This window comes from Bacillus sp. GMa5/1, assembly GCF_050172015.1.
Lineage (GTDB): Bacteria > Bacillota > Bacilli > Bacillales > Bacillaceae_G > Bacillus_A > Bacillus_A cereus.
In genome coordinates, this window is the sequence record NZ_JBNLYC010000027.1 from 1 (window position 1) to 16,425 (window position 16,425).

Sequence of the window (16,425 nt, forward strand, 5' to 3'; positions counted from 1 at the left end):
AAGTAATAGCGAAGCGATTCATAATCTTTTTACTCAATTAGATTTAGAAAAGCTTTCTCCTGATATATTAATAAATGCAGCTGGTATTCGAGAGATAGCACCTGTTTTACATTTATCCGATGATATGTTTAAAAAAGTAATTGATGTAAATTTAGTAGCCCCATTTATCCTTTCTAGGGAAGTAGCTAAGCGATGGTGTGAATCGAAAATAAAAGGTTGTATTGTGAATATAGCATCGGTTTCTGGATTAATGGCTGAACCAGAGCGAGCTGCTTATGTTGCATCAAAGCATGCTTTAATCGGATTGACTAAACAGATGGCTATGGAATTTGGAAAGCAAAATATAAGGGTAAATAGCATTTCTCCCGGTGTTATTAGAACTGAACTTACAGAAGAATACTTTAGTAATACAGCCTTGATGTCTATGATAAAAAGTAATCAATCTTTAGATACTTGGGGGTTGCCGCAGGATATTGTTTCATGTATTGAGTACTTGATTTCTGATCAGGCCCGCTTTATTACTGGTTCTAATTTTGTAATTGATGGTGGTTGGACTGCTGGGAAAAATTTATAATTGAGTGTTTTTGAGGAAAAGCACCTGTCCTTTTTTAGGCTGGTGTTTTTCTCACTATAAACCGAGTTTTTATTGGAGGGGGATTAATTTGCTTCAAAAAAGTTTTAAGCAAGAGAAAACGGTACCGGCTTTAAAGATGATAGCATCAATGGTTATCTTTGGATCAGTTGGATTTTTTTCAGTTCAAACAAACTTACCTTCGTTTGAATTAGTGTTTGTAAGGTGTATTTTTGCGACAATATTTTTAAGTGTATGCTGGTTGCTTACAGGGCAATATAAACAAGATAAATGGGAACGAAAAGAAGTTATTCAAGTTTTAATATGTGGCTTTTTCTTAGTATTTAATTGGGTTTTCTTATTTAAAGCCTTTGAAAATATGTCAGTTACAATTGCTATCTCGGTTTATCATCTTGCACCCGTAATTGTACTGTTAATTGGAAGTATCGTCTTTAAAGAAAAATTAACATTCATATCTATCATTTCAATAATTGTGTGTTTTGCAGGAGCTTTATTAATTGCTGGTATCGATGGAAGTTTCTCTGTCGGTTCATTAATGTCTTCAGGTATGATATGGGGATTTCTTGCAGCTCTCTTTTATGCATTTACAACTTTATTTGGTAAAGGGATTAACAAAATGAGTGCGTATGCAATGACATTTTTACAAACATTCTTGGGGATATTTCTTTTAATACCATTTATAGATTTAGATGCTTTTAGTGGCCTCACTCAAAGTAATTGGACATATATTATAGCTACTGGTTTTATTCACACAGGGATAGTATATTATCTGTTTTTTGATAGTTTACGCTATTTATCTACAAAAACAATCTCAATATTAGTTTTTTTGGATCCGGCAGTGGCAATATTATTAGATACTGTACTTACTGGATTCCGTCCAACTTTAATGCAAATAACAGGAATTCTTTTTATTTTTATTGGTATGACTTTAACATTAAAAAAATCTAAAGATAAAAAACTGAGCCAAAAAGAAAAGCGAATTGAAAGCGATGCTAGTATATCTCAACAATAATGAAATATATTGTGTATAAAACGATAAACCTTGCATGAATCATGTAAGGTTTATTTTAGTTCAATATAATTCATATTTATAATACATAATTTTCAAAACTGAGGTGTGTTTTTTTCAATATGCTTTTGATTCATACATGTTTATTTGACTATAAATTTACAAAAATGTATATGAAATCTTATTTTTTGATAATATATAAGTAATAAATTCATAGAATTGGAGTGATGAGATGCAGCCGTTAGAAAGGGAGATTCATTCTAATATGCTGAAAGTGTGGCGAATTCACGCTTTAATTGGGACGGCAGTTATACTAACAGTCGTAATTGCGTATTTCTTTTTTATGATTAACTTTAACTGGTGGGGCTGGTTGTTTGTACTATTAGTAACAGGAGCTATTACATTTATTCCACTTGATTATTTTGTGTTTCCAAATTTGCGTCAGCGCTATTATAGTTACAGATTAAATGAAGAAGAGATTGAGATTCAAAAGGGAATGTTCGTTGTAAAACGCGTACTTATTCCGATGATCCGTGTGCAGCACGTAACGATTGAGCAAGGGCCGATCATGAGAAAGTATAATTTAGCAGAATTACACATTTCAACAGCCGCAACTTCTCATAGTATTCCAGGTTTAACGAAAGAAGAAGCAGAACAGCTAAAAAGACAAATTGGAGAACTTGCGAAAGTGAGTGATAAGGATGTATAAGAGGCAACATCCGATTACGATATTGTTAGGTATTAGAGTTGCGAGTTTGTTGCCACTTATTATTCTTGTTTTATTTAAACCTGATGAACAAGTGGAACCTTGGTATTTATTTTATCTTTTCCTTCTGGTTGTTTTATTCATCATGGCTATTTTTTCAGCAATTAAATGGTATTTTAAAGTGTACTGGATTGAGAATAATATTTTACATATAAAGCACGGTGTTTTTGTAAAGAAGGAAAGTTATTTAAATAAAGAACGTGTGCAAAATGTTAGTACGTCTTCTAATGTCATTTATCAGATGCTTGGGCTTATGAAGTTAAATATAGAAGTAGCGGGTGGTGGTAGTGAACCAGAAGTGATGTTGGCTGGTATTAAAGAAGACGAGGCAAAACATTTAATCTCTTTATTACATAAGAAAGAAACTACTGTAAAAGAAGAAATAGAAGAGGAAGAAAGCAAGACGGTTTATCAGTTAACAGCGAAAGAGGTTTTAGCAGCAGCGATTACATCTGGTCGGTTCGGACTAGTGTTTTCTGGACTGGTACTTCTTTACACAAAGTTTGATTTTGTTCTGCCTGAAGGATTCACAAGTAAAGTAGAAGCGTATGTGATGGGAAACGGTGTTTATAAACTAATTGTAATAGCATTAATTTTAATGGCAATTTCATGGATTATTTCCACGGCTGGATATGTGTTGAAATATGCAAACTTTAAAATTGAGCGAAAAGGGGAAGAAATTCGTATCGTTCAAGGGTTATTTGAAAAGAAAGAGTTTGTCTTAAAATTGCACCGAATTCAAGCGATTACTGTAAAAGAATGTATGCTTCGCCAGCCATTTGGTTATTGCGCTGTTGAAGTGGAAGCAATTCACAGTATTGGAGCAGCAAGTAATGAAGTGATGCTGCATCCTTTTATGAAGAAAAAAGATGTACAGCACCTGCTCACATATTTAGAGTTACCTTATGAAATTGAAGCGGAGATCGCTCACTTACCAAAAACAGCGTTGCGTCGTTATTTCATTATGGGCTGGTTAATAAGTATCATACTCACAGTTCTAATTGCTAGCGTGAGTATATATTTAAAACAATATATTGCGTTATTTTTTGTTTTACCGTTATTTATCGTGTTTTCGTTACTTGCGTATGCTAGATATAAAAGTGGCGGTTATGAATTAAGAGAAAATCAACTAACGGTTGTATATCGTAATTTTTCGAAATATACAGGAATAATGCGAAGAAGACATGTTCAAGCAGTAGGTTATAATCAATCGTATTTTCAAAGAAAGGATGAATTATGTACAACTCTTGTAGCGGTAGCGGGGCGGGGTTATGAAGTAAAGCATATGAGAAAAAAAGATTCACTTCGTATATATAATTGGTACAAAGAAAAAGGAAACACCGGTGTGTAATGGTGTTTCCTTTTTGTGTCATGATTTGTCGATAAGTCGATATATTCGAGTTGCGCTGATATATTCGAAGAAACGCTGATATAATTCGAGTTGCGCCGATAAATTCAGAAAAACGCTGATATAATTCGAGTTGCGCTGATATATTCGAAGAAACGCTGATATAATTCGAGTTGCGCCGATAAATTCAGAAAAACGCTGATATAATTCGAGTTGCGCCGATAAATTCGAAGAAACGCTGATATAATTCGAGTTGCGCCGATAAATTCAGAAAAACGCTGATATAATTCGAGTTGCGTTGATATATTCGAAGAATCGCCGATATAATTTCACATACCGTGGTTTCCGAACTCCAAACTCAAAAAAATTAAACTAACACATCAAAAGTAGTCACAAAAGAAGGGCGAGAGAAAATACTCTTTTGCTGTTCCGCATGTGGATGCGCTTGAGCCTGAGGTTTTCCTTCTACTTGCGTGGGACGTTTTTTATGAGCGTTTTCGAATGAACGTGATTCTGTCCAGTCTTTAAAGTTTTGCTCTGTTTCCCACATCGTTAAGATGACATATGTATCGTTACTTAATGGGCGTAGAACGCGGATCGCTTGGAATCCTGGTTCGTTTTCGATAAGGCCTGCGCGGTTTTTAAAGCGGTTTTCAAATACAGGGCGACCTTCGTCTGTTACAGAAATGTTGTTACAAACGATATAGCCAGGTTGTCCTTTAAATTCGCCGACAGCATCTAGTACGTCATACTGAAGTGAACCTTCTACAGATTCTTCTGTATTTTCTTTATAAAACATATTTTTCTCATCATTTTTTGCAGTGAAATGTGCTTGTTCTAGAGGTGTTTCGTATGAAATAATAGCCTTCATTTTAATGCCCCCTTACTAGTTTGTTTCTATTATATCAACTCTCTTAAAAAACTTCGAAGATTATATACATAAAGATACTTCTTTTTCAAATAATAAATGTACCATCATTTGGAAAGAAGGACGATGTATGAAGAAAGTAAAGTGGACTTTATTAGGCGGCGTCGCAACGTTCGTAGTAGCGATTGTACTCTATAAACTTATCGTGTTAGCTGGTGGCTATATGATGGATGAAAAGCAGCTCGTTTTCCACTCTTCATCACGTATCGTTGACCAGAAAGGGAAAGAAATTACGAAATTATACGTAGAAAATAGAGACCTCGTACCGATCGAGCAAATTCCGAAGTATGTGCAGCAGGCGTTTGTTGCGGTGGAAGATTCTCGTTTTTATGAGCATCAAGGGATTGATTATCCGTCTATATTCCGTGCTCTTTATAAAGATACGTTAGCTAGAGAGAAGGTAGAGGGCGGTAGTACCATTACGCAGCAACTCGCTAAAAACGTCTTTTTAACTCGTGAAAAAACATTTACGCGCAAATTGAAGGAAGTCGCAATTTCTCTTCAATTAGAGCAAAAATATACGAAGCAACAAATTCTTGAAATGTATATGAATCATATTTATTTTGGTCATGGGGCTTACGGTATTCAAGCGGCAGCAAAGTTGTATTTTAATAAAAATGTTGAGGATTTAACAGTAGAGGAAGGGGCAATGCTTGCAGGCCTTCCGAAGTCACCAAACGGATATTCACCGTACTATTCTGCAGAGAAGAGTAAGGAACGCCGCGATCTAGTATTGTCACTTATGCATAAACAAGGCTATTTGACTGCAGAAGAAAGCGTTCGTTATCAAGGGAAGACAATTGCTCTATATAAAAATTTAGATGAGAATGAGCTTGCATATATGCCGTATATTGATATGGTCATAGATGAAGCCGCTCGTTTATACGGGTTGTCTCATCAAGAAGTACTTCGCGGAGGATATACGTTTGTCGTACCTATGGATGAAAAGATTCAAAAGGTAGCATATAACCAGTTTCAAGATGCAAGGAATTTTCCTGGGAAAGAAGAAGGGGCGCAAGGTGCTTTCTTATTAATGGATAATCGTACGGGAGGGATTAAAGCGGCGATTGGGGGAAGAAAGTACGTCCCGAGAGGATTTAATCGTGTTTTTGCCAAAAGGCAGCCCGGATCTGTTTTAAAACCACTTATCGTTTATGCACCAGCACTAGAAACGAAAAAGTATAATCCGTATTCTTTATTAACAAATGAAAGAAATTCTTTTGAAGGGTATGAACCTCGAAATTATAATCATGAGTATTCAAAAGAAATGACGATGTATGATGCGATTTTAGAGTCGGCAAACGTACCGGCAGTTTCTTTATTAAATGAGTTAGGGGTAGAAGAAGGAAAGCAATATTTAGAAAAAGGAAATGTCCATATTGCAGATGCTGGTTTAAGTACAGCGCTTGGGGGACTAAAAAATGGCGTTTCAACATTTGATCTTGTAAAAATGTATCGTTCATTTTTAGCAAATGGAAATATTATTGAGCCGCACGTTATTGATAAAGTATTAAATAGACACGGTGCAGTCATTGGGGAATCTCCAAAAGTAGAGACGAAAATCTTCTCGAAGCAGACAGCATGGTATATGACGAAAATGTTAGAAGGAGTTGTGAAGGAAGGAACAGCGAGAGCTGGTGTATATAACGGTGCGTTAGCTGGAAAAACGGGTACAACTTCATTGCCAAATGACGATAAGGGAGCAAGAGATATGTGGTTCGTCGGCTATACACCTAACTTAGTAGGCGCTGTTTGGATTGGTTATGACCGTACGGATAAGGAGCATCAGTTGCAAGGAGAAAGTGCATCTGCGACAAAATTGTTTAAGAAAATTTTAACGAAGGCTAATGTAGAACATAAAGAGAAGTTTATGAAGCCTGAAGGTGTGGAAACAATCGGCGCTCCGATTCGACTGCGCAAAATTGAAGATGTAAAAATGAAACTATCATTTAGCCCTTTCGGTTTATTTAAAGCAAAATTAAGTTGGACGCCACTTCCAGATAACAGAATTATGTACCGAATCTATAGAGTGGAGAACGGAATTCATACACATGTTAGCACTGTAAATGGTGCTGGGGAATATGAGGAAAAGTTCGTTAACATATTTTCAAAACCGAGCTTTTACGTTGTACCATATAATACACAAACGAATCGTGAAGGAGAAAAGTCAAAAGTAGCTAAACCATAGTTTTTCTCTGTGTTATAATAAGAATGTTGTGAAAATAGTAAGCGTTTTTAAGAATGTTTGTGTCAATTTAATGAACAACGTACATAATATTATGCATTTTGTTTTTACAAGCTGTATAGTAAAAAAAGATAAATATCGAACGTATTCGAAGCATTGGTAAGGAAGGGAGCAAGGGTCTTGGTAAGAACTATAAATGAGACATTTTTAAAAGCATGTAGGGGGGAACGTACCGATTATGTACCAGCATGGTATATGCGTCAAGCAGGTCGTTCACAGCCGGAATATAGAAAGATTAAAGAAAAGTATTCTTTATTTGAAATTACACATAATCCAGAGTTATGTGCTTACGTTACAAAATTGCCGGTTGATCAATATAACGTAGACGCAGCAATTCTTTATAAAGATATTATGTCACCACTACCTGCAATTGGTGTGGATGTAGAAATTAAATCAGGTATTGGCCCAGTTATTGATAATCCAATCCGTTCTTTACAAGACGTAGAAAAACTAGGGGAAATCAATCCAGAAGATGACGTACCGTACATACTAGATACAATTCGTTTATTAACGACAGAAATGTTAGACGTACCGTTAATCGGTTTTTCAGGAGCTCCATTTACATTAGCGAGCTATATGATTGAAGGCGGTCCATCTCGTAACTACCATAATACGAAAGCGTTCATGTATGCAGAGCCAAAAGCTTGGTTCGCTTTAATGGATAAACTAGCAGATATGGTTATTACATATTTAAAAGCGCAAATAAACGCAGGAGCAAAAGCAGTTCAAATTTTCGATTCTTGGGTTGGAACAGTAAATGTAGCAGATTATCGCGTATTTATTAAACCAGCAATGGAGCGTATTTTTGCAGAAGTTCGTAAGATGGGTGTACCGATGATTATGCACGGCGTAGGAGCTGCACACTTAGTGAATGAGTGGCACGACTTACCGCTTGATGTAGTCGGCTTAGACTGGCGCTTACCGATTGAAGAAGCACGTGCACGTGGCGTTCATAAGGCGGTACAAGGTAATATGGACCCTTCATTCTTACTTGCACCATGGTCTGTTATTGAAGAACATGTAAAAGGTATTTTAGATCAAGGGATGAAACAGCCGGGTTATATCTTTAACTTAGGTCACGGTGTATTCCCAGAAGTAAATCCGGATACATTAAAACGTTTAACTACATTTATTCATGAATACTCTAAAGGGCAGTTAGCGAAGTAAAGGAGAATTGCTGTATGAAAAAGAAAATTGGTTTGCTTGTAATGGCATACGGAACGCCATATAAAGAAGAAGATATTGAACGTTACTATACACATATTCGTAGAGGAAGAAAGCCAAGTCCTGAAATGCTGGAAGATTTAACAGAGCGTTACCGTGCAATTGGTGGTATTTCTCCTTTAGCTACTATTACATTAGAGCAAGCTAAGAAGTTAGAACAGCGTTTAAATGAAGTACAAGATGAAGTAGAGTACCATATGTATCTTGGTTTAAAACATATTGAACCGTTTATTGAAGATGCGGTGAAAGATATGCATAACGACGGAATACAAGATGCAATCGCACTTGTTCTTGCACCTCACTATTCTACGTTTAGCGTGAAATCATACGTTGGACGAGCACAAGAAGAAGCTGAGAAACTTGGAAACTTAACAATTCACGGCATTGATAGCTGGTATAAAGAGCCGAAATTCATCCAGTACTGGGTTGATGCAGTGAAAGGTATATATAACGGTATGTCAGATGCAGAGCGTGAAAAAGCAGTATTAATCGTATCTGCACATAGCTTACCAGAGAAAATTATTGCAATGGGCGATCCATATCCAGATCAATTAAATGAAACAGCGGATTATATCGCGCGCGGAGCTGAAGTAGCAAACTATGCAGTAGGCTGGCAAAGTGCAGGAAACACACCAGATCCTTGGATTGGTCCAGATGTACAAGATTTAACGAGAGAACTAAATGAAAAACACGGTTATACTTCATTCGTATATGCACCAGTTGGATTTGTTGCGGAACATTTAGAAGTTTTATATGACAACGACTTTGAGTGTAAAGTTGTAACGGATGAAATTGGTGCGAAATATTATCGTCCAGAAATGCCAAATGCATCGGACGCATTTATTGATTGTTTAACAGATGTTGTATTAAAGAAAAAAGAATCTGTACTGTAAGAAGAAAGGGGGAGCCTGCTTGAGGAAAAAAGTTGTGATCGTCGGCGGAGGCATCACTGGATTAACAGCAATGTATAACTTACAAAAAAATATTCATGAAAAAAACTTGCCGATTGATACATTACTTATAGAAGCATCGGGTAAACTTGGCGGAAAAATTCAAACCGTTCGAAAAGATGGATTTACAATTGAGCGCGGACCGGATTCTTTCTTAGCACGAAAAGAAAGTGCAGCTAGATTAGTGAAAGAATTAGGTCTTGGCGATGAACTTGTAAATAATCAAGCCGGTCAATCATTTATCCTCGTAAACAATCGGTTACATAAAATGCCGAATGGATCAATGATGGGAATTCCAACGCAAATTACGCCGTTTCTATTTTCCGGGCTGTTCTCCCCAATTGGTAAACTAAGAGCTGGTTTTGATCTATTAATGCCGAGGTCAAAGCCAGTATCTGACCAATCACTCGGACAATTTTTCAGACATCGTCTTGGAAACGAAGTGGTTGAAAACTTAATAGAACCGTTACTATCGGGTATTTATGCAGGGGATATTGATGAAATGAGCTTAATGTCAACATTCCCGCAAATGTATCAGATTGAGCAGAAACATCGCAGTATTTCACTCGGTATGCGTACGCTCGCTCCGAAAGAAGAGAAAGCTGAACCGAAAAAGGGAATGTTCCAAACAGTGAAAACAGGTTTAGAATCTATCGTAAAATCTCTCGAAGCAAAGATGCATGAAGGTACGATAATAAAGGGAACTCGCATTGAAAAAGTTGCAAAACAGGGTGATGGTTATACAATTACTCTTAGTAACGGAAAAGAAATAGAAGCGGACGCCATCGTAGTGGCAACTTCGCATAAAGTATTGCCGTCCATGTTTGCTCAGTACAAGCAGTTTCGTTTCTTCCGTAATATTCCATCCACATCCGTTGCGAATGTGGCACTTGCTTTCCAAAAGTCTGCAATCCAGCGCGATATTAATGGTACAGGATTTGTCGTATCACGAAATAGCGATTACACCATTACAGCATGTACGTGGACGCATAAAAAATGGCCGCATACAACGCCAGAAGGAAAAACACTCCTTCGTTGCTACGTTGGACGTGCTGGTGATGAAGCGGTTGTAGAACAAACTGAAGAAGAACTCGTTCAGTTCGTACTAGAAGATTTAAAGAAGACGATGGATATTACAGAGGATCCAGAGTTTACAATCGTAAGTCGCTGGAAAGAAGCGATGCCTCAATATACAGTAGGCCATAACGAGCGAATGAAACAGCTCACAACATTTATGGAGAAAGAGTTGCCAGGTATATACTTGGCAGGTAGCTCCTATGCTGGCGCTGGACTTCCAGACTGTATTAATCAAGGTGAGGAAGCTGCAAAGCGTGTATTATCTCATTTGGAGAAAGTAATAGATGCTGAATTAATCGCACAATAAATTATAAGAAACGCCTTCAATCATATTGAAGGCGTTTCGTTTATTATATAAAATACTTATTCGCCAATAAACATATATAAGTTATTTGGCTTTATAACAGCATCTCCTGCATAAATAACCCACTCTGTTAAGTTATCAAAATCTAAATGATAACTATTTCCTTCACTCATATCTTCTATGAAATATGGTTCATTAATGAGTATTCCTTGAATGAAATCTTCCGTAATGTTTTGCATTTCAAACCACATATGTTCACTTTTTCCTTCTTCGTAGGAGACACCAAACTTAGCAAGGAAACGAAAATCTTCATTTGATTGTTCAATGTGAAAAATGTTGCTGAAATACCCGAAAGTATTTTTCGCATTGTAAGCCATACGATCGGTTTCACTATTTGTTTTATAGAACATGAGCCCTGTAGCTTCCTCGTGTTCTTTGAAAAAACTTTCAATATATTCTTCTGAAGTATTAAATTTGAATAAGAGAACGGATGGAGATTGATGGTATTCATCTCGGGCATCCATTCCGCCTAAGAATGTATTTTGTGCATCTATTGGTTGTAGTTTCACTTCCTCATCTTCGATTGAAGATAATTGGTCCATACTCGTTTTATGCCCTATATAAGATAATCCTTTTTCCCACGGAACAGCGACTGTATGTATAGAACCTTGCTGACTATGCGCGATAACGATAGGCTCATTCATAGGGACTTGTCCATTCTCAACGGCATTATTAGCAAATGTTTGAAAGAGATCGCTAATGCCGTAGTAGGAAGAAATGCGATTTGGAATAATTAACTCTATTTCAGTTACGCCTGCTCTTAAAAGACCATGTGTATGAAACCAATATTGCGTAGGCTCACCGTCTTTATCGTCTTCATAAACGGAATGAATAACGTATAAGTCAGGAATGTCAGGTAATAATTCATTTTCAACGTGATATTCAATATAGCTTCTAGATATCACTTTCATTGCTGCACTTGAATCGATTACAAATAACAAATCTGGGGAGAGATTCCATAAGAACTGTAACTGCTGGAAAAAGCAGTCCAGTACATCGCCTACAAATAGCGTACGAGTGAAAATTTCAGTGCCGAAAGCTGCATCTTCAAAATTACGATCTACGATTGTAGCATCTTGTCTATTGTACATTTTATATCCTTCTGGATCGTTCGGTTCATCAATATGCAGTTCATACGGTATGACTGTTTCACCCATATGTAATTCAACAATAAGGCTTGTCTCATCACTATAAACAATTTTTAAATCATCAACTTTAGTAGCGATCGTTTCTAGTCGCTGTTTTAACTGCTCAATTGTAATTCTAGTTGGTATAACGGCAATCATATCTGAAAAATGACGTTCTAATGTTCCATTCATAGCTGCGCGGTATGTTTCTGTTTGCACTTCCATCCAATCACTCCTATTCAAATGAATCCATTTTACATGCCAATTAAATGTCGATATTTTCTGTTTTCTCTCTCTAACATTATAGAGTGTATTTGTAGAAGGTGTAAAATTATTATTTTGTATTATAGTTTGAAAGCTTGTAAATTAAATAAATCTTTTGTAAAATTTGTCGAAATATAGTTCTATATAACGAATCATTTGTTATGATAGAAATGCTGAGAAAATATGAAATAGAGAGAGGAAAATGGCTGTGAAGAAATTGTTAAGTGTCTTTTTATCATTCTTGCTATTGCTTTCATTTACTGGAACTTTAGCGCAAGCAGAAGAAACTGCTTCTATGTCAGTAGAAAAAGCAATTCAAGTATTTAAGCAGCAAGGGAAAACGAAGGGGATAGTAGAAGGATATATTGTTGGATATACGCAAAGTTCTTCTAAATATACGAAGGATCCAGCTAAGTTTGATGATACAAACGTAGCAATTGCAGATTCGCCAAACGAAACGAATCCAGACAAAATCATGCCCGTTCAGTTACCGAAAGGTGATGTGAGAACGGCAGTGAATGTAAAAGATCACCCTGAAAATATCGGGAAGAAAGTTAGTTTGACTGGGACCCTTGAATTATATTTTAGTAACCCAGGTCTAAAATCAGTAACAGCTTATAAGTTTCAAGGTGAAGGACAAAACCGTGTTAGCGATGTAGTAGCTTCACCGAACGGTGGAGAAGTTGCTAAAGGAACAGCGGTAACATTAACGACGAATACAGAAGGCGCAACAATCTACTATACGTTAGATGGCTCTAATCCTACTAATAAAAGCGTTCGTTATAATGGACAAATTATAGTGAATGAAAATAGTGTAGTGAAAGCAATCGCAGAAAAAGAAGGACTTACTCCTTCAGCAATTTCGACATTTTCATTTATTATCGTAAATAATGAACAGGTTCGTATTCATGACATTCAAGGGAAATCACATATGTCTCCTTACAACGGGAAGAAAGTAAACAATGTGGAAGGCGTTGTCACAGCGCTTGATAAAAACGGCTTTTATATAGAAGATAATCAGCCAGATAATGATCCAGCTACTTCAGAAGGTATGTACGTATATAAAAAAGATGTGAATGTAGCAGTAGGAGATCTTATTCAAGTTGATGGAGTAGTAGAAGAATATGTTGGACCAGGATATGCAGAACGATTTGAAACAGACTTAACGACGACTGAAATTAAAGCGAGCCGCGTTGCTGTAATCGCAAAAGATCAATCTTTGCCAGCACCGATTGTACTTGGGGAAAACGGTGTGAAAATCCCGGACCAGATTATTGATAATGATGCATTTGGTTTATTTGATCCAAATGAAGATGCAATCGACTTCTATGAAAGTATAGAAGGTATGCGTGTTACGATGCCAACACCAAAAATTATTACACCTCAGAAAAACGGAAATTTATATGTAACAGTAAAAAATGGTGGAGATAAAATAGTAACACAATATGGCACACCTCTATTAGATGAAAATCAATTAAACCCAGAGCGCCTTTCTGTAAAAGTACCTCGCGATTATGTAGCAAAAGTAGGAGATACTTTTACTGGAGATATAACAGGGGTAGTAGGATATGATTACGGTTCTTTCCGTATTTCGCCAATAACAGAACTGCCAGCTGTAGTGGATGGTGGATTTAAGCAAGTAGGGGCAAATATTCAGCCACGTCTTGATAAGTTAACGGTTGCTACATATAACATTGAAAACTTCTCAGCGAATAAAAAAGAAACAACTGATGAAAAAGTAAAAGCGTTAGCGTATTCTATTAAATACAACTTAAAAATGCCAGATATTATCGGTGTAGAGGAAATGCAAGATAATAACGGATCAATTAATGACGGTACAACAGATGCGTCATTAAGCGCAAAACGTATCATTGATGCAGTTCTAGAAATTCGTGGACCGAAGTATGAGTATGTAGAAATCGCTCCAAACAATAATCAAGATGGAGGAGCACCAGGAGCGAATATTCGCGTCGGCTTCTTCTATAATCCATCACGCGTGAAATTAGCGACGGTACCGAAGTTACTTGATAAAAATGTTGTTCGTATTGGAGACGAAAATCCATTGTTTGAAAGTACACGTAAACCGCTAGCGGCAGAATTTACGTTCCAAGGACAAAACATTGTTGTCGTTGCAAATCACTTAAACTCAAAACTAGGAGATGCAACGCCATTTGGAAAAGTGCAGCCGCTCGTATTAAAGAGTGAAGACAAACGAATTCAGTTAGCACAAGAAGTAAATTATTTCGTGCAAGGAATTCAGAAAAAGAATACAAATGCACCAGTTGTTGTGTTAGGTGATATGAACGATTTCGAATTCTCTAAACCACTAAAAACACTAGAGGGAACAATCTTAAAAGATATGTTAAACACAGTGCCGAAAGAGAATCGTTACACGTACATTCACGAAGGAAATGCACAAGTATTAGATCATATTTTAGTAACAAACAATATCGCACCACACACAATTGTAGACCCAGTACATTTAAACTCAAACATTATGAAAGAACACGGACGTGTAAGTGACCACGACCCAGTACTTGCTCAAATTGATTTGAAGAAGGCTTCTTAAAGTGGGGAACGCTTAGGTGACTAAGCGTTCTTTTTTTGCATTGTTATAGAATAGTATAAAGAGATGATTCCTTTTTTTGTAATCTAACGATAAAATTGATTGAATATTTAGTTTTTAATAAGAAGGACAACAATGCAGTTACAAATAAATGGAAAGGTAATGAATCAGTTTGCAATTTTTTTTAGTACGATCATCATGCTTCAGTTTGTAGCTGATATAACAGGACTTACAAGCAATCTAGATATTACGTATAACTTAATACATACAGCAGCTTCTTATATAACATTTAGTTTGGCGGTTATTTTCACTTTAATAGGTGCAAGAAGAGAATTAAGTAAATATGCAATTGTTTCATTATGTTTAGTTGTAGGTATTAAAGCGATTTATTTTGTAGCGGTCGTTATTTTATGGGGGTTGGCAGGTACGCCATAAGTGAATAGTAAATAAACCCTAATTTCCAATATAGTAAGGAAATTAGGGTTTTATTATACTTGAAACGCTTTTCTACACCGCTCTCTTTTTTGCAGTCTTCTTTTATATTTTTTTCTATCCCGCTTTACTCCTTGTATATACATAAGTAAGCTAACGAAAAGGAAGAAAGCACATTGCGTCATTAAAATATATGGTGACATGCCTTGCAATGGTTGTTTCGGATCATATAAATGAAAAGGTGCTCCGCCTATTGAAGGAAGTATTGTATTTAGCAGGACGTAAGGAATGGAGGCGGCTGCAAATGGAAAGAGAATTGCCATATAGTCTTTTTGTGACCATACAGATGCGGCAAGTCCTAAAAGGGCCATTAAACCTGCAAATAAAAAATTAATTCCGATATATACAGCAATGTAAGTGAGAGGCGCATCAAAATATAGGTTTGCGAACATTCCATCAGCATTTATGATGCCTGAACCAACCGTAGGTGTTCCGTCTGGAATGGTTAATTTGCAAAATAATAACGATAAGATGAATGGAAGTGTATAAAGAAATCCTCCGCAAAAAAACGTAACGATATATTTCGCTACTGAATAAGGAAATATAGAAATCCCCTTACTCACAAACGGTTTAAAACCATCGGACTTATCCGAATTGTAACTTGTACTAAAGGGGAAACTCGCAATAACTGGCATTAATAATAAATAAACATCCATTTCATTGTCGCGAAATCCAATCCATTTTAAATCTGTTGATATAGGACCATTTGCTGCGTTTCCTAAATAACGAATTACATAATAATAGTGATAAATGCAAATAAGAACGAATCCACTAAGCATCATAATTAAAGAAATACGACTACAAAAAGCTTGCTTTATATTTAAACGAAGTGCACGCATCATGACTGAAAAAGCCTCCACTGTTTTGATAAACTTGTCTATTTTCTATATTACTATTAATTGTAAAGATTTTCTTGTTTTTTTATTTGATTATTTGAAAAAGAGGAATTTTGTTGTTGGTAAGTAAGGTTTAGCTGAAATTAATTTTTCTAAAATATGGTTGACAATTAAGTATTACATTTGTAATCTTAATTATAGATTACAAATGTAATACTTAGGAGTGAAATATACTATGACAAATCAATTACCTAAAATATCTGAAGCAGAATTAGAAATTATGAAAGTGCTTTGGTCGAATTCTCCGCAAACAGCGAATGAAATTATAGAAGAACTGGAAGATGCAATGGACTGGAAACCGAAAACAATCCGCACATTAATTAATCGATTAGTGCAAAAGGAAGCCGTTTCTTACCATCAAGATAAAGGGCGTATGTACGCTTATTACCCGTTAGTATCACAAGATAATTATTTGCAAGTGGAAACGAAATCTTTACTAAAGCGTTTTTGCGGTGCAGCGTTTAAGCCATTACTTGTTAATTTCTTAAAAGAGGAGAAATTATCTTCAGAAGATATTAATGAATTAAAACGCATTTTAGATGAGAAGACAGAGGAGAATAAGAGGAAGGATCGATAA

General features: G+C 36.1%; 14 protein-coding genes. 11 read left to right on the top strand and 3 right to left on the bottom strand.

What is annotated here, in order from left to right; genetic code table 11:
- The 4 genes from ACQGSG_RS09400 to ACQGSG_RS09415 form a co-directional block, all read left to right on the top strand.
- Nucleotides 1-574, top strand: a 574-nt coding sequence (locus ACQGSG_RS09400; protein WP_426947253.1) for an SDR family NAD(P)-dependent oxidoreductase, incomplete at its 5' end; no start/stop codon positions are given.
- Between the two features lie 88 nt (nt 575-662).
- On the top strand, nt 663-1,604 hold the full coding sequence (locus tag ACQGSG_RS09405) for a DMT family transporter (RefSeq protein ID WP_000939625.1): 942 nt from the start codon (nt 663-665) through the stop codon (nt 1,602-1,604).
- 229 nt (nt 1,605-1,833) lie between these two features.
- On the top strand, nt 1,834-2,310 hold the full coding sequence (locus tag ACQGSG_RS09410; RefSeq protein ID WP_325842725.1) for a PH domain-containing protein: 477 nt from the start codon (nt 1,834-1,836) through the stop codon (nt 2,308-2,310).
- A complete protein-coding gene (locus ACQGSG_RS09415; RefSeq protein ID WP_061655443.1) occupies nt 2,303-3,718 on the top strand; it encodes a PH domain-containing protein in 1,416 nt (471 codons plus the stop codon). The genes ACQGSG_RS09410 and ACQGSG_RS09415 overlap by 8 nt, the downstream gene beginning before the upstream one ends.
- Nucleotides 3,719-4,082: 364 nt before the next feature.
- Here ACQGSG_RS09415 and hmoB read toward each other — a convergent pair whose 3' ends face one another.
- Nucleotides 4,083-4,586, bottom strand: coding sequence for a heme-degrading monooxygenase HmoB (hmoB, locus tag ACQGSG_RS09420; protein WP_016109457.1), 504 nt, complete (start codon nt 4,584-4,586; stop codon nt 4,083-4,085).
- A gap of 127 nt (nt 4,587-4,713) precedes the next feature.
- On the opposite strand from hmoB, the gene ACQGSG_RS09425 reads away from it, so the two are divergent.
- The 4 genes from ACQGSG_RS09425 (at nt 4,714) to hemY (ending at nt 10,446) form a co-directional block, all read left to right on the top strand.
- Nucleotides 4,714-6,831, top strand: a complete 2,118-nt coding sequence (locus ACQGSG_RS09425; protein ID WP_000756294.1) for a transglycosylase domain-containing protein — start codon at nt 4,714-4,716, stop codon at nt 6,829-6,831.
- A gap of 177 nt (nt 6,832-7,008) precedes the next feature.
- Nucleotides 7,009-8,055 (top strand): uroporphyrinogen decarboxylase, encoded by a 1,047-nt coding sequence (hemE, locus tag ACQGSG_RS09430; RefSeq protein WP_000252605.1) that lies wholly within the window; start codon nt 7,009-7,011, stop codon nt 8,053-8,055.
- 14 nt (nt 8,056-8,069) lie between these two features.
- Nucleotides 8,070-9,005 (top strand): ferrochelatase, encoded by a 936-nt coding sequence (gene hemH / locus ACQGSG_RS09435; RefSeq protein ID WP_000726800.1) that lies wholly within the window; start codon nt 8,070-8,072, stop codon nt 9,003-9,005.
- A gap of 19 nt (nt 9,006-9,024) precedes the next feature.
- Nucleotides 9,025-10,446: a protoporphyrinogen oxidase gene (hemY, locus tag ACQGSG_RS09440; RefSeq protein WP_325842724.1), complete on the top strand. Its 1,422-nt coding sequence runs from the start codon at nt 9,025-9,027 to the stop codon at nt 10,444-10,446.
- 56 nt (nt 10,447-10,502) lie between these two features.
- On the opposite strand, the gene ACQGSG_RS09445 is transcribed toward hemY, so the two are convergent.
- Nucleotides 10,503-11,855: a DUF4026 domain-containing protein gene (locus ACQGSG_RS09445; protein ID WP_097796474.1), complete on the bottom strand. Its 1,353-nt coding sequence runs from the start codon at nt 11,853-11,855 to the stop codon at nt 10,503-10,505.
- Nucleotides 11,856-12,096: 241 nt separating this feature from the next.
- On the opposite strand from ACQGSG_RS09445, the gene ACQGSG_RS09450 reads away from it, so the two are divergent.
- Nucleotides 12,097-14,463, top strand: a complete 2,367-nt coding sequence (locus ACQGSG_RS09450; RefSeq protein WP_098218413.1) for a DUF6359 domain-containing protein — start codon at nt 12,097-12,099, stop codon at nt 14,461-14,463.
- Between the two features lie 132 nt (nt 14,464-14,595).
- Nucleotides 14,596-14,895: a hypothetical protein gene (locus ACQGSG_RS09455; RefSeq protein WP_001176844.1), complete on the top strand. Its 300-nt coding sequence runs from the start codon at nt 14,596-14,598 to the stop codon at nt 14,893-14,895.
- 53 nt (nt 14,896-14,948) lie between these two features.
- Here the strand turns inward: ACQGSG_RS09455 and ACQGSG_RS09460 are convergent, their stop codons facing one another.
- Nucleotides 14,949-15,794: a hypothetical protein gene (locus tag ACQGSG_RS09460; protein ID WP_000984174.1), complete on the bottom strand. Its 846-nt coding sequence runs from the start codon at nt 15,792-15,794 to the stop codon at nt 14,949-14,951.
- A 229-nt stretch (nt 15,795-16,023) separates the two neighbouring features.
- Here ACQGSG_RS09460 and ACQGSG_RS09465 point away from each other — a divergent pair, with 229 nt between their 5' ends.
- Entirely contained in the window at nt 16,024-16,425 is a 402-nt protein-coding gene (locus tag ACQGSG_RS09465) for a BlaI/MecI/CopY family transcriptional regulator (RefSeq protein ID WP_000184503.1), read from the top strand.

Bases quoted from the DNA above. Each gene is read 5' to 3' on its own strand.
- ACQGSG_RS09465 (WP_000184503.1), top strand. From the start codon at position 16,024: ATGACAAATCAATTACCTAAAATATCTGAAGCAGAATTAGAAATTATG.
- hemH (WP_000726800.1), top strand. From the start codon at position 8,070: ATGAAAAAGAAAATTGGTTTGCTTGTAATGGCATACGGAACGCCATAT.
- ACQGSG_RS09450 (WP_098218413.1), top strand. From the start codon at position 12,097: ATGGCTGTGAAGAAATTGTTAAGTGTCTTTTTATCATTCTTGCTATTG.
- ACQGSG_RS09455 (WP_001176844.1), top strand. From the start codon at position 14,596: ATGCAGTTACAAATAAATGGAAAGGTAATGAATCAGTTTGCAATTTTT.
- ACQGSG_RS09410 (WP_325842725.1), top strand. From the start codon at position 1,834: ATGCAGCCGTTAGAAAGGGAGATTCATTCTAATATGCTGAAAGTGTGG.
- ACQGSG_RS09415 (WP_061655443.1), top strand. From the start codon at position 2,303: ATGTATAAGAGGCAACATCCGATTACGATATTGTTAGGTATTAGAGTT.
- ACQGSG_RS09445 (WP_097796474.1), bottom strand. From the start codon at position 11,855: ATGGAAGTGCAAACAGAAACATACCGCGCAGCTATGAATGGAACATTA.
- ACQGSG_RS09460 (WP_000984174.1), bottom strand. From the start codon at position 15,794: ATGATGCGTGCACTTCGTTTAAATATAAAGCAAGCTTTTTGTAGTCGT.
- ACQGSG_RS09425 (WP_000756294.1), top strand. From the start codon at position 4,714: ATGAAGAAAGTAAAGTGGACTTTATTAGGCGGCGTCGCAACGTTCGTA.
- hmoB (WP_016109457.1), bottom strand. From the start codon at position 4,586: ATGAAGGCTATTATTTCATACGAAACACCTCTAGAACAAGCACATTTC.